Genomic DNA, 14,732 nt, shown 5'->3' with positions numbered 1-14,732 from the left:
AGACTTGTGTCATGAATAGAACACGTTCCTTAGAAACATAAAAGTGCAAGAAATATGCTTACAAATCATAAAAAAGACGGAACAGCCGTATGCCATTCCATCTTTGATTATCTTTCACAAATGACTATGCATCAAAAAGCGTCTCTGCTTCTTTTGATGTTTCTTCGTTCGCTGTTGCATCTTCATCGGCGATACCGAGTTTCTCACGCAATTTACGATCAATTTCTGCTTCAAGTTCTGGATTTTCTTTTAAGAACAGTTTTACATTTTCTTTACCTTGACCCATACGCTCGCCATTGTAAGAATACCAAGCACCTGACTTGTCCACAATATCATGTGCGACACCTAAGTCGATTAATTCACCTTGACGTGAAATACCTTGTCCGTACATAATGTCTACTTCTGCGACTTTGAATGGTGGTGCAACTTTGTTTTTAACAACTTTAATTTTCGTACGGTTACCAACAATATCTTGACCTTGTTTCAGTTGTTCTGCACGGCGTACTTCTAAACGTACTGAGCTGTAGAATTTTAGCGCACGTCCACCCGGTGTCGTTTCAGGGTTACCAAACATAACGCCGACTTTTTCACGAATTTGGTTAATAAAGATGGCTGTTGTTTTAGACTTCGAAATGGCAGCTGAAAGCTTACGTAATGCTTGTGACATTAAACGCGCTTGTAAACCGACATGTGTGTCACCCATTTCGCCTTCAATTTCAGCTTTTGGTGTTAATGCAGCCACTGAGTCGACAACGACAATATCAACGGCACCACTACGTACAAAGGCCTCAGCAATTTCTAAACCTTGTTCACCGTGGTCTGGTTGCGAAATATATAAGTTGTTAATATCCACACCTAATGCTTCGGCGTACACTGGATCTAACGCATGCTCAGCATCAATAAACGCCGCAACGCCACCATTTTTTTGTACTTCAGCAATGGCATGTAGCGTCACTGTTGTTTTACCTGAACTTTCAGGACCGTATACTTCAATAATACGACCTTTCGGATAGCCGCCCACACCTAGTGCGTGGTCCAATGTCACTGATCCTGTTGAAATCGTAGACACATTGCGATCTTTATTGTCGCCCAACTTCATAACGGCACCTTTACCGAAAGATTTTTCCATATTTTTAATAACTGTATCTAATGCTTTTTGACGTTCATTCTCCAATGATTGTACCTCCTACTATCATCTATCTCGTTAAATATATGTTTCACATGTTCATTGTGTTGTTTCCATTGATTTATTTATACTATACAAGGTTCAGCTCAAAATTACAAGCATTTTACCGAATATTTGTTCGCTTATTTTTAGATACACTTCTACTTTTTACGAACAAACGTACTTTTACTTATTTTGATACCTGTTGCCGTTTCAACCAATCGAGCCACTCAATAAGTACATAGTTTTGGCTACGGTCTCTCATAAGATTGCGTTCTGTTGCCATCTTAAATGTCGTCATCTCAAAGTGATCGTCATTTAAAAATCCGACATACACTGTTCGATCCATTGCTAAAAGACTAACAGCTTGTTGCGTTTCATACAATGATTGTACAAACATTGCTGCTATGCGTAAATTGTCTTCTACCGACAAGTCTGCTTGTAAAAATGAATCGTGATGTAACATATATCCTTTTAATGTTTGATGGCGATCTGCTTGTTTCAAACGTGCATTTAATAAGCCATCTGTGACAGCATCGTAAACCGCAAACGACGCATGTTGTGCGTTCATTACTGCCTGTTCTGGCGTTATATTATCGGATCCATAATAGTAATGTCCTACGCGCGAAAGAATTTCTGCTTTGATAGGTGCAATGAGCGTTTGACACGTTGCTGTATCTTTCCCACTTGCCGTTAAGCGAATCGTCACTTCATGCTTACCTGCTAATGGTGCAATCGTTGGATTCGTTTGTGCTTCAATGAGATCTAACAGCTCCGTCTCAACTTGTGACTCGCCAATGCCACAAAAACGCAGTACTTCTGAAAAAATGGTTTGGTCAGATTGCATAAAGTATGGCATCAACTCATTATCTACCATTGGACGCATTTCACTCGGTGGTCCCGGTAACATCACAACATGCGTCTCTTCATGAACGACATACATGCCTGGTGCCATACCGACACGATTCGCCAACACATGCGAACCTTCAATAACAAGTGCTTGTTGCTTATTATTCGGCGTCATGATTCTATCTTGTGCCGCAAAATATGACTCAATATAATTTAATGCCGCTTCATCCATCACAAGTTCCTTGCCTAAAATTTGTGCCACCGTCTGCTTTGTGAGGTCATCTTTGGTTGGTCCCAAACCACCCGTATAGATAACCGCATCGTATTGTGCCAACGCACGCTCCGTAACACGTGCTAAACGTTCTGGGTTATCGCCGACTACAATATGTTCTAGCACATGGTGCCCTGCTTCATTTAACACACGTGAAATATATTGCGCATTCGTGTTTACAATTTGTCCTAATAATAATTCTGAACCGACAGCGATAATACATACTTTCATTGCTACTTCCTCCCAAACAAAAATCAGACGTATACATCATTATGCCAAACATATTATACCCTACAACGCGCTTGAACAATCAATATATGCCCAAATTCCATTCATTACTTCCACAAAAAATGGTACACCAAACCTTTATAGCAAAAGATTTGATATACCACTTTGACTTATAATTGCTCAAGACGCCGCCATTCTTATTGTTTGTCTTGTAAGAAAACGTCGCGTCCTTTATAGAAATATTCCACACCGGATAGAATTGTAAAGAAGACACCGATGTATAATAAAATTTGACCGAGTGAGAAACCGATCCATTGACTCAACGGTTCACCTAATAAAATAAAGACGAGTGCCACCATTGTAACAGCCGTTTTAATTTTACCGAGTTGTCCAGCCGCACTTACAAAGCCTTGCTCGATTTGTAATAAACGTAAACCTGTAACGGCAAATTCACGCGCGATAATAATAATCGCTACGACAGAGTTGGTTAAACCAAGTTCTACTAATACAATTAATGCAGCTGATACGAGTAACTTATCTGCAAGCGGGTCTAAGAATTTCCCCATGTTTGTAACAAGTTGCCATTTGCGTGCTAAGTAGCCGTCAACAAAGTCACTAATGGACGCTAAAATAAAAATGAAGCCACTGATTAAAAATTCAATGCGTACTTCTTGTCCTCCAAGCAATGCGACTTGTCCCATACCAAAGTCAACAAGTGCAAATAACATAAAGAGAGGAATTAATATCACACGAAACAGCGTGATTTGATTTGGTATATTCATTATTCATCCTCATTTCACTATTTCTTTTTATACCGACTTATTATAACACAAGACTCAAAACAGCCCAAAGCCCTGCAGACGCCAAGATAAAACCTGCAATAACAACCGCCACTTGCTTCGGCTCATTATCGCGTTGCTGATATGCGAGCGATTGGTTAGACGTTGCTAATTGATGCAATGCTGTAGACACAAATTGATTTGTTTCAGGTAATTCCTCCTGATGTTTTTCAATTAAATGTGTGCCATCCAAATTAACCGCTTGTGCATATTTACGTATAAAACCAACAGCATATGCTGGCTGATTGAGCGTATCAAACGCATTCCGTTCAATCGCAATCAATGTATCACGTTGAATATGCGTGCGCGTTTCAAGTTCAGTCAGCGTCATACCTAAACGCTCTCGCTTACTTTGTAAAACTTCTCCGATCAATTTCAATGTGTTAACCTCCTAGCTAAAATCCACCAAAGCCGTCTCCAAAACCACCGAATGGATCGCCGCCACCAAAATCTAAATTATTTTTACTGCGTACCGTTTGTTGTTTCATATCATCATAGGCAATTTCTTGATTTTCTTCCGCACGCAACTCGATAATATAATCAAAATCTTCCATTTGATAGTCACCAGATTCTACAAATAAGTCTGGATGTTCAACCACTTTAATAGACGGTAATGCCATCACTTCTCTTACAAGCTGCTGATGTTTCGGATCTCGTTCACGAGCAGTCACTGCACCATCAATAATATACACATGATCGGCGTCATATTCCCCTTTGATCAATGAACTGCGCACCGTTTGTTTAATCAGTGTTGAACTAATAAACAACCAACGCTTATGTGCCGATACACTGCCTGCTACGATAGATTCTGTTTTACCAACACGCGGCATCCCACGAATACCGATTAACTTATGTCCATCTTCTTTAAATAACTCTGCCATAAAGTCGACGAGTAATCCAAGATCATCGCGTTCAAAACGAAAGATTTTTTTATCTTGCTTGTCTTGTTTTAAATAACGACCGTGCCGCACTGCCAATCGGTCTTTTAATTCTGGCGGTCTTAAAACACGCAATGAAATATCATCAATTTCTTTTAATAATGTTTCAAAGCGTTTCACCTTTTCTTCACTATCTGATTTGATAATAAATGCACGTCTTGATGTCTTAATCCCGTTAATCGATCCGATATTAATGCCCATCATACCGAGCAAACTCGACACGTCTCCAAGCAAGCCTGCACGGTTCGTGTTAATATCATACTCCAAATACCATTCTTTCTTTTCAGCTGTCGACATATGTGCTCACCCCTTCAAGCGCTTATCTCTTTGTTCGTATTATAACAATTATAAATACCAGCCACCATTAATACGTTGCACGGTTCCTGTAATACTTTGGGATAATGGCGATAGTAAATGACCGACAACATGTGCCACTTCTTCAGGTTCTACCAAGCGATTTTGTGGCAGTTCTGCTAATAAGGCTGACAAATCTTCATCACTCAGTTGATTGCTCATTGCACCTGCAACAGCACCCGGTGCAACAGCATTCACTGTCACATTCGTCAGTGCGAGTTCTTGACTCAACGCTTTTACAAAGCCAATTTGCGCTGCTTTCATCGCAGAATAAACCGTTTCAAAACTCGCCCCAGTTTCACCCCAAATAGAAGAAATCACAATGATGCGACCGTGTGGACGTGCCATCAATTGCCCGACAAAATGTTGACTCAGCTTAATAAAATTAAAAACATTGATACGGTATGTTTCATCAATTTGTGTATCCGTCATATCTTGCAACATACCGAATAAGCTTTTACCGCTTACATAAATCAAAGCATCTAAATTTTGAATAAATGCCAAACGTTCAAATGCAATCGGTTGTGAAACATCCAATTGCAACAGTTGCACGGGGTGACCGTCATATAACTTCGTCAATTCTTCGTGTGAGGCTGTATGGTACGTCAAAATGACTTCGTATCCACGAGAAAGAAGGTCATGCACGATCGCACGACCTATCGTTCCAGAGCCACCTACAACGAGCGCCTTCATGATGTTTTCATCTCCAAGCGACTGTCTACTACATTATCCAAATCTAGACGTTGACGTACCGTTTCATTCATGGAATCTAATGTGATGTCGTCAATAATTGCTAATAAGTCAAACAATGCCACACCGTCAAAGTAATACTTTGTCGCTTGATTTGCAATATATTCTGGAGAGTTCAAGCTTGAAACGTACTCGCCGATAAATTGACGTTTCAATAGATCAAAAGCTTCTTGATCATCTACTTGGCCCCACTTGTTCTTCAACTCATCAAGTAAGCACGCTTTCAACTTATCTGGTGCTTCTGTCGTTGAAGTGACAATTGAAAAACTGTACGTCGGCTCGATGACCGTTTGATAACTAAATGTCGTATCGATTAAATGATCATTCAATAATGATTGATAAAACGCTGTTTCTTCCCCAAAAACTAATTCAAAGAAAAACGACATTTCAATATCTTCTTGAACGCGACGACGATTTGACACATCTTGCTGATAATTTTTAAAACCGAGCATTAAACGTGGTGACTGAATATGCATCGCTTCACGCACTTCCGTCTCGACCGTTTCATGTGCCTCATGTAGTGGGTCACGAACAATCTCAGGTTGTGCAGCAATTTGACGTGCATCTTCATGTGTTTTTACAAGTTGATGAATATGTGTTGGATCCACATCGCCAACGACAAACAACACCATATTTGACGGATGATAAAATGTTTCGTAACAAAGATATAAATCATCTTTCGTTATCTCATAAATACTTTCAACACTGCCTGCAATATCAACTTTGACAGGGTGTTCATGATATAACCCACGCAAAGTATTGAACATTAAGCGATAGCCCGGTTGTTCTTGATACATCTTAATTTCTTCAGCGATGATCCCTTTTTCTTTTTCAACAGATGCTTCTGTAAAATACGGTGACTCCACCATTTTTAACAAACGAATAATATTTTCATCAATGTAATTCGTTGCGCTAAAAAGATAGCTCGTGCGATCAAAGCTGGTAAACGCATTGACTTGTGCGTCATATTCCGCAAACTCAGTAAATAAGTCGCCTTCTTCTTTTTCAAACAATTTATGTTCTAAAAAATGTGCAACGCCGTCTGGAACTGTCACAAATTCATCTGATTGGTGCGGTTTGAATCGAGAATCGAGCGAACCAAATTGCGTTGTATATGTGACGTATGTTTTTTGAAACCCTTCTTTAGGGATAACAAAGAGCGTCAAACCATTGTCTAACTTTGTTTGATACACTGTTTCATCAATTTGCTGGTAGTATGTTTTACGCATCTTCATCCACCGCCTTTGTCATAATATAAATGGTATCCAATTGCGCACGTTGACATAGTGCTTGAATATCAGCTTTCGTCACTGCTTGAATGCGTTCGATAAATGTACTTTCTGACTCCGGATTTTCTACTAAAAGTCGATTGTGCATCAACTCAATCATTTGCTTCGGACGATCTTTCAATTCTTTGCGATGTGATAAAATAATCTTTTTCGCTAATGCCATTTTTTCATCGGTAAAGTGACCTTGTTTGAACTGTTCAAACGCATCGATAATTGTCGTCTTTGCAGCTTCATACGCATCGCTTGAAACACCACTTAAAACGAACAGATAGCCATTTTTACCATCGATTTGTGAATGAATGGAATAAGCGAGACTTTGTTTTTCACGCACTTCATTAAATAACACTGAAGACGGATCACCACCGAACATCATATTAAAAACAACGAGTGCAGGGTAATCTTCTTTACCATATTGCGTTGGAAAACGGAAGCCCATATTCAATTTCGTTTGATCAATCTCTTCCGTTTCTACGACTTCATTCACCGGCTGATCTGGATGAATTGGTTGTGCGTCGTCTGTCGATTGATATGTAAATGGTTGAATGTTAAAAGCTGAAGTTAACTTCTCAATTGTTGTCGCTTCATCAACATTACCAACCACATAAACAGAACAACTATCATTTTGTAACATACTTTGATATGTATCGAACAATGACTGGGCGTTAATGCGTGCTAAATGCTCACGTTGTCCTACAGCTGGGTAACTATAGGCATGATCGCCAAACATATTTTTTAATAAATTCAAATACGACAATTGCGTTTTATTATCCTCAATCGCCGCTAACTTATTCTGTAGCAAGCGTTTTTCTTGTGCCAAAAATGTCTCATCAAATGCACCATCGTGAACAAGTGGGTTCATGATTACTTCTTTTAAAAGTTGAATCCCCTCATCCAAAAGTGACATGTCGTCTTGTAAGTATCGTTCATTGACGATTTCTAAACTGATTGTTATAACGTGACGATCTTTAAATTTAGTGACATTGCTATTTAAATATGCACCATATAAATGTGATAAGTGTTGATTGAACGCCTTATCCGTTGGGTATTTTTTCGTCGCACGTACAAGCATTTTGCTTAACAATGAACGCTCCGTCATCGTTTCAATATCGAGTGGTGCCATTAATTTAAATGTGATTGTTGTCGTTTTAAATTTATCAGTTGGTAAAACATGTATCGGTATATCTGAATGTAAAGTCATAAACATCGCTCCTTTAAAGCTATCACTATAGTCGCTTTCTAACTGCTCGGAATTTTACGAGACTACTTTTAAAATAATTTAATGAGTATAAAACAGGTTTTCCTTCTGTTGTGTAATGCACTTGGCGAAGTAACATTAAGCCTTCATGCGGATCAGCATCAAGTGCTTCAGAAATATAAGGTTCATAGCTGATGGCTTCAATCTCTGTTTCAGCATAAGCAACTGTTTGTGCTGTCGCTTGCTCAATCGCTTTCAGTATAGATGTCTGTTGGTCATGTGTACCAAAATATTGCAACACATTCTCAGCAACTTTATCTAAGCAATAGACGACAGGTTGATCATCCGCTGTACGAATACGTTCAATAACTGTAATCATCGTATCTTTTTCAAGATTCATGACGCGACAGTCATCTTTTGATGCGACTTCTTCGTCTAAACTTAAAAAGACTGTGCCTTCGCGATACCCTTTTTCTCTAATCATCGCACCGATACTCATCAATTCGTCAAGCGGATAAAAGAAAGGTTGTGGTGTTTTCACACGCACACCTTCCTCAAAATTTTCTGTAACAATTTGCTCTGTCACTAATTCATGAATCGCTACTTGTACATTGTCTGTTTTAACGTCACATGCACGTGCCATCGTTAATAAACTAGGCAACGATTCCCCTGGTTTCAATTGTTGTTGTTCAATTTCTGTTAAAATCCATTCTTTTACTTTATTTACATCAGGATTAATGGACACATTTACACCTCATTATCGTTTAAATCAACTAATATTTGTCTTGGTTTACTGCCTTTTTGCGGACCGATGACTTGATTGCGTTCAAGGTCGTCCATAATACGGGATGCACGGTTATAACCAATTCTAAATTGGCGTTGTAACAATGACGTGCTCGCTTTTTGCTGTTCTATCACAAAGAGATATGCTTCTTTATAAAGTGGATCATCGCTCTCAGTCGCTTCCGCACCTTCTGGCTGTGCATCAGGTGTCATCTCTTTTACATAGTTCGCACGTTGTTGTGCCACGACGTAGTCCACGACTTTTTGAACTTCATTATCACTTAGAAATGCACCTTGTACACGTGTACGCGTTGAACCACCATTTTTAATAAACAGCATATCGCCCTTACCTAATAATTTTTCCGCCCCACCGCTATCGATAATCGTTCGCGAATCCGTTTGTGAACTAACCGCGAATGCGATACGTGATGGGATGTTGTTTTTAATAAGTCCTGTAATAACATCCACAGATGGTCTTTGTGTCGCGATAATCAAATGAATTCCCGCTGCACGTGCCATTTGTGTAATACGTGTAATGGCTGTTTCAACATCTTTACCTGCTACCATCATTAAGTCTGCCAACTCATCGACAATTACGACAATGTATGGCAATAACGGATGCTTTTCATTAAGTTCCTTATTTTGTCGCTCAATATAAGCATTATACCCTTTAATATTACGTGTACCTGAATGTTGGAACAAATCGTAACGTCGCTCCATCTCAGCAACAACCTTTTCAAGCGCTTGTGCTGCTTTATGCGGGTTCGTTACAACAGGTGTTAATAAATGTGGAATGCCATTGTACACATTCAATTCCACCATTTTCGGGTCAATCATCATCAGTTTAACTTCATGTGGTTTCGCATTTAATAAAATACTCGTGATCATACCGTTGATACATACCGACTTACCGCTCCCTGTTGAACCTGCAACAAGTAAATGCGGCATTTTATCCAACTCCGCAGTAATCGGTTCACCTGAAATATCACGACCCAGTGCTACTTCAAGTTTATTAGACGCTGGAAACTTCTCATCTAACACTTCTTTCAATGTAACGAGCGAAATATGGTCGTTCGGCACTTCTATCCCAACCGCTGACTTTCCAGGAATTGGAGCTTCAATACGAATATCTTTCGCTGCCAATGCAAGTGCTAAATCGCTATGTAAATTCACAATGCGACTCACTTTAACCCCTTGTGCAGGCTGAATTTCATACTGTGTTACAGCCGGACCAATACGAATTTGCGTCACTTTCGCATTAACACCGAAGTTTTTAAGCGTCGTTTCTAACAACTTCCCTTTACGTTGCACATCTGCTTTAGCAACAGACTGCTGTTTCTTCGGCGCATTTAACAATGAAAACGGTGGTAACTTGTAAGCTTGGTTCGCCACTTCACCTGCTTCTGAAATTGATCCCTCAGCAGGCGTATCATCATCCGCTGGCGGTTCTTCAGTACGTACTGTTGGTTTTCTTTTCGGCATATCGTTCGATAAATGCATCGGTTCTTGAGACGATGCCGTATCAGGCATAGCTGGTTCTGGTTCGTGTGACGCTTGATGTCTCAAAATCGGAATAGATGGAACATCTGATTCATCTGTAGCACCATGTACTTCTACAAAATCAGACACATCTTTCGGTTCATTTGCCTGTACTTCACGTTGCTGACGTTTCTGCGCTTTCTTCTCAGCACTTGCCATACGTCGCTGTTCGCGGAATTTCGTCAGTTTGAAATAACTGTTCGTCGTAAACTGTTTAAGATGCTCGAACCATTGTTTCGCAACATCACGATGACGTTTCTTCATTAATAAAATACCACTAGAAATCAATAGTAAAAGCGTGAGTAACACAACGCCCGCCCATGAAATCAATGGTGCAAACAATTCGATAAGGTAGTAACCAATCACACCCCCACCAAAATTCGGAAACGCTTCAGTATCATACTGTTTAAATACGTATGATAACACTGGTTCACGTTGTGCTTGAACACCACCAACAACGCGATAATAGAGTTGTGCAACAAACAACAATGCGACTTGTAACACGATTGAACCTGGCACACGTCTCGTTTTTGGCAGTTTACTATTATAAGCTAAAAAGCCAGTCGTTAATAAAATTAAAATATATGTCACATAGCGTGTCAGTCCGAATAAATAATTGAAGAAACTATCAATCCCAACACCGACTAAACCTAATTGAAAAATGCCTAACATCACGAGTACAACGACAGCAATCGCTATGACAAAGCGTAACGGCGAATCTTTTTGTTTTTTCTTTGGCGTGCGCTTTTTACTACGCGACGTTTGTGTTTTACGCTTCTTCGTTTGCGCCATACATCGTCACCTGCTTCTTTCTTTGAAAATAAATTATGTATATAAGCATGATGTAAAAAAGCGAATCTGCTCTTTAAAACTAACGACCATTTTAAAGAGTAAGATTCGTTTTTTGTAACACTCACACTATTGACGTATCAAAACTAAATTTCAGAAATGACTGGTATAATCATCGGACGTCTGCGCGTACTTTCAAACAATAACTTGCTAATTTGATCGCGCATATTTTGTTTAATTTCTGACCATTCGATACGTTTTTCTTGAAGACCTGCTTCAACAATTTCACGCACTTTTTCTTCAGCTTCTTTGAGCAATGCTTCACTCTCACGGACGTAAACAAAACCACGTGATTGAATTTCAGGCCCTGCAGCAATACGTCTATTTTTCGGATCAAGTGTAACAACAGCAATGAAAATACCGTCTTCCGCTAGTAAATGACGATCTCGTAATACGATATTACCGACATCGCCAACACCGATACCATCAATTAAAATATTACCAGCGTTCACTTTTTCATTTAATGTCATATCTTGACCATCAAAATTGATCACATCGCCAGACTCCACTAAGAAGATTTTTTCTGGCGCAACACCCGCTTCGCTTGCAAGCTTCGCATGGGCAATTTGCATTTTAAATTCACCTTGAACCGGAATAAAATATTCAGGTTTCATCATGTTTAACATCAATTTCAATTCTTCCATGCAACCGTGACTGGATGCGTGGATTTTTTTATTATTTGGGATCACAATCGCACCTGCACGTGCAAGTTCATTCAATGTGTCACCAATAATCACTTCCATGTTCGCTGAAGCAGTAATCGCTAAGAACACTGAGTCACCGCGTTGAATATTCATGATTTTATGTTTGTTTTGTGCCATTTGACTCAACGCTTCAACAGGCTCACCTTGCATACCTGTCGCAATAATGATGACTTCATTTTTCGGGTAGTTTTCAACTTCATTAATTGGAATTAATAAGTCTTTTGGAATGTTAAAATAGCCCATTTTACGCGCAATATTAAATGAACTTTCAAGCGAACGACCTAAAAATGACACTTTACGATTTAACTTGCTTGCGATATTCAAAACTTGTTGGATACGAATAAAGTTAGAAGCGTAACATGATACGATAATGCGTCCTTGTGCTTTCGTAAACGCATCAAACATATGGCTTTCAATGACATTTTCTGGCGTATTATAGCCTGGTTTTTCTGCTTCCGTTGAATCACTCAACAACGCAAATACCCCTTCGTCACCAATTTCAGCCATTTTTTTCAAATCCGGTGCATAGTGACCGTGTAAGCTTTGATCAAACTTAAATTCACCTGTGTATACAATGGCACCGTAAGATGTATGAATACATACACCTAAACTATCTGGAATACTGTGCGTCGTACTAAAGAATGTAACATTGACACTCTTAAAGCGCATCACAGACTCATTATTCACAACGTAGTAGCGAATCTTTTTGTCAATTTGACGTGCACGCATATTCTCTTTAATCAACGCAATTGTTAACTTTGAGCCATACACTGGCGCATCCACTTGTTCTAAAACATAAGAAACCGCACCAATCGCGTGTTCGTGACCATGCGTTAAAAAAATCCCTTTTAACTTGTGCTTATTTTCAATGACATATTGGATGTCTGGAATAACGATATCAATACCGAGCATTTCATCTTCTGGGAACTTCAATCCCGCATCCAACATAAACATTTCATCATCAACTTCAACGATATACATATTCTTGGCAATTTCGCCTACACCACCGAGTGGGATGATGCGTATATTTTTATTTTTCTTTTTTACTAAATTCAAAATGTTACCTCCTAATAAATATAACCCGTCCATATTACAGTCATACTTTATTATAGTAGATATTGCCAACTCTGTACACTGTTAAAGAATTAGTTAGGCTGTAAAGTTTAGTCTGATTGCGTGAGATAATCAGATCTCATCTATTACTTAGAATAGTATCTCGTTCTTATGACTAATTTATTTTATCGACTCACAGATATTTAGTTAATAGAAATACTATGAATCTCCATTTCTAAATTCTCAATAACATACATAACTTCTGTGAAAGAGGGATAATCTTTAAAGAACATTTCTTTCATGTTCCGATAATCAATTTCTATTTCTTTTAGTCTATAATCATCTGGCATTAGTCTAATTTTATCAAGTGTTGCTTCATGATAATTCGCCCATTTTCTAGGATAAAACTTATCCTTAAAAGCAACAACCTTCTCCAATAAATGTTTGTTTTGAAAAGCCCTATCTTTATATAATGATCTTCCAATACAATACATATCATAATAGTGGCGTGCATATCTAATCGGCATCTTGCTCAATTTAGGGCGATTTGCTTCATGATGTAAGATTGTAGCTTTCTCCCAAAATGTCCGTTCAGGTAAAACCGTTCTAACAGGAATGCTTTCCCCTTCAAAAAGTATAGAATAAACATTCATTAAATCAGGTTTTACTTCAACAATTTCTGATGGAGTCCATGCTGCTAAAGCCCCTATTTCAAGGCGAACAACTGGTTGAACATACTCAGAATGAACATTTGTCGGGTATTCAAATAATATTGTCTGAGGTTCATTAGTATCAATAAATAGTCTAAAGTCATCTATTAATATACTAGAGAAGTCGACTATCATTTTTGGTAATAACTCGTTTTCGAGAAATAATTGAGCTTTTTCATTTGATCCTTTATTAAACTTATTTTGTTTAGTATTTGAGCGATCTTGCCAAGGTTCATTTGTTTCATATCCCAGTGCTCGCCAATCCAATATTAAATCAATATCTTCCGAAAACCGGTCAATAAGTCCATAGCATTTGGACAAGCTAGTTCCACCTTTGAATGTAAAACTCTTTTTCCACTGGCTTTTAGTAAAAAGGTAGTTCAAAATAAAACATACCCAGTAATCTTTTTCTAAAATAACCTCATTCACATCTAAACTACTTGAAGCATTTCGAATAATTGCTTGTAAATCTGATTTGGGAATTTGCTTAAATTTAAACATTAATTTGGTTCACCTAATTTCTTAATAATGCGATAAATCCAAGTAGTGGTCATTTTACTTTCTTCAACTATACGCAACCTATCTTTTCTATCTAACCCCTCTCTCAACAATTCGATATGCTTCTCTGTAACATGCTCTTTTCCTATTGCTTTAATAGCTTGAATCACTGTAGCTGTCAGTGTAGACATTTGAGAAATCTCATTATTCCTTGTTTTTTTAAAAGTTATTGTTGTATTACCAACCATATAATCGACATACCGTCCATCCGAAATATATATCCATTTTGATGGGATTTGTGTGGATAATCCTAATAGATTAAGGGCTGTATTTCCAGAAGGCGCAATCGTCCAATGATGTTTACGAGCAATCGCTTTAGCTACTTCATTGGTATCTGCCATCTCGTACTCATCAATAATCTCGATATATCTCGGCTTATAATAAATCCCTTTTAAAACACGTTTAATTTCCCCTTTTTCTACCATGCGGTTCAAATTTTTTCGTACCGTTTCATAATCAGCTATATCAAAAAAGTCATTTGCAATAAATACTGTGTTTTTTGGGAAACCATCGATTTTATCTTTTATTTCTAATCTATAGTTACTCATTTATTCCACCTCTTGCCCCAAATATTATACACTTTTTGGGACAAGTAATCTAGATAAAAATACTTAATTTTAACCAATCGCTCTAATTAACAGTCTCAATGAGGCTAATT

Annotated in this window: 13 protein-coding genes; all 13 read right to left on the bottom strand. The window is 38.3% G+C overall.

Features of this window, described 5'->3' with window-relative positions; all coding sequences use genetic code 11:
• Positions 1-124 precede the first annotated feature (124 nt).
• Positions 125-1,174, bottom strand: a complete 1,050-nt coding sequence (gene recA / locus TP70_RS01450; protein WP_044358817.1) for a recombinase RecA — start codon at positions 1,172-1,174, stop codon at positions 125-127.
• A gap of 181 nt (positions 1,175-1,355) precedes the next feature.
• A complete protein-coding gene (locus tag TP70_RS01445) occupies positions 1,356-2,516 on the bottom strand; it encodes a CinA family nicotinamide mononucleotide deamidase-related protein (protein ID WP_044358816.1) in 1,161 nt (386 codons plus the stop codon).
• 194 nt (positions 2,517-2,710) lie between these two features.
• The gene (gene pgsA, locus TP70_RS01440; protein WP_044358814.1) at positions 2,711-3,295 is read right to left on the bottom strand and encodes a CDP-diacylglycerol--glycerol-3-phosphate 3-phosphatidyltransferase; all 585 of its coding nucleotides are present in this window, start codon (positions 3,293-3,295) and stop codon (positions 2,711-2,713) included.
• Positions 3,296-3,335: 40 nt separating this feature from the next.
• The gene (locus TP70_RS01435; protein WP_044358812.1) at positions 3,336-3,731 is read right to left on the bottom strand and encodes a helix-turn-helix domain-containing protein; all 396 of its coding nucleotides are present in this window, start codon (positions 3,729-3,731) and stop codon (positions 3,336-3,338) included.
• 16 nt (positions 3,732-3,747) lie between these two features.
• On the bottom strand, positions 3,748-4,587 hold the full coding sequence (locus TP70_RS01430) for a YmfK family protein (protein ID WP_044358810.1): 840 nt from the start codon (positions 4,585-4,587) through the stop codon (positions 3,748-3,750).
• 48 nt (positions 4,588-4,635) lie between these two features.
• Positions 4,636-5,337, bottom strand: a complete 702-nt coding sequence (gene ymfI / locus TP70_RS01425) for an elongation factor P 5-aminopentanone reductase (RefSeq protein WP_044358808.1) — start codon at positions 5,335-5,337, stop codon at positions 4,636-4,638.
• Positions 5,334-6,623, bottom strand: a complete 1,290-nt coding sequence (gene yfmH, locus TP70_RS01420; protein ID WP_044358806.1) for an EF-P 5-aminopentanol modification-associated protein YfmH — start codon at positions 6,621-6,623, stop codon at positions 5,334-5,336. The genes ymfI and yfmH overlap by 4 nt, the downstream gene beginning before the upstream one ends.
• Positions 6,616-7,881 (bottom strand): EF-P 5-aminopentanol modification-associated protein YfmF, encoded by a 1,266-nt coding sequence (gene yfmF / locus TP70_RS01415; RefSeq protein ID WP_084207626.1) that lies wholly within the window; start codon positions 7,879-7,881, stop codon positions 6,616-6,618. The genes yfmH and yfmF overlap by 8 nt, the downstream gene beginning before the upstream one ends.
• Positions 7,882-7,906: 25 nt before the next feature.
• Positions 7,907-8,623 (bottom strand): GntR family transcriptional regulator, encoded by a 717-nt coding sequence (locus tag TP70_RS01410; protein WP_044358802.1) that lies wholly within the window; start codon positions 8,621-8,623, stop codon positions 7,907-7,909.
• Between the two features lie 2 nt (positions 8,624-8,625).
• Positions 8,626-10,992 carry a DNA translocase FtsK gene (locus TP70_RS01405; RefSeq protein ID WP_044358800.1) on the bottom strand — a complete coding sequence of 789 codons (2,367 nt, stop codon included), beginning with the start codon at positions 10,990-10,992 and terminating at the stop codon, positions 8,626-8,628.
• Between the two features lie 143 nt (positions 10,993-11,135).
• The gene (gene rnjB, locus TP70_RS01400) at positions 11,136-12,809 is read right to left on the bottom strand and encodes a ribonuclease J2 (RefSeq protein ID WP_044358798.1); all 1,674 of its coding nucleotides are present in this window, start codon (positions 12,807-12,809) and stop codon (positions 11,136-11,138) included.
• Positions 12,810-13,009: 200 nt separating this feature from the next.
• Positions 13,010-14,017: a nucleotidyl transferase AbiEii/AbiGii toxin family protein gene (locus TP70_RS01395; RefSeq protein WP_044358796.1), complete on the bottom strand. Its 1,008-nt coding sequence runs from the start codon at positions 14,015-14,017 to the stop codon at positions 13,010-13,012.
• Positions 14,017-14,622 carry a DUF6088 family protein gene (locus TP70_RS01390; protein WP_044358794.1) on the bottom strand — a complete coding sequence of 202 codons (606 nt, stop codon included), beginning with the start codon at positions 14,620-14,622 and terminating at the stop codon, positions 14,017-14,019. Before TP70_RS01390 ends, TP70_RS01395 begins: the two co-directional genes overlap by 1 nt.
• Positions 14,623-14,732: the final 110 nt, after the last annotated feature.

This window comes from Staphylococcus microti, from assembly GCF_000934465.1.
Taxonomy (GTDB): domain Bacteria; phylum Bacillota; class Bacilli; order Staphylococcales; family Staphylococcaceae; genus Staphylococcus; species Staphylococcus microti.
This window is presented reverse-complemented; position numbering and strand designations above follow the sequence as displayed.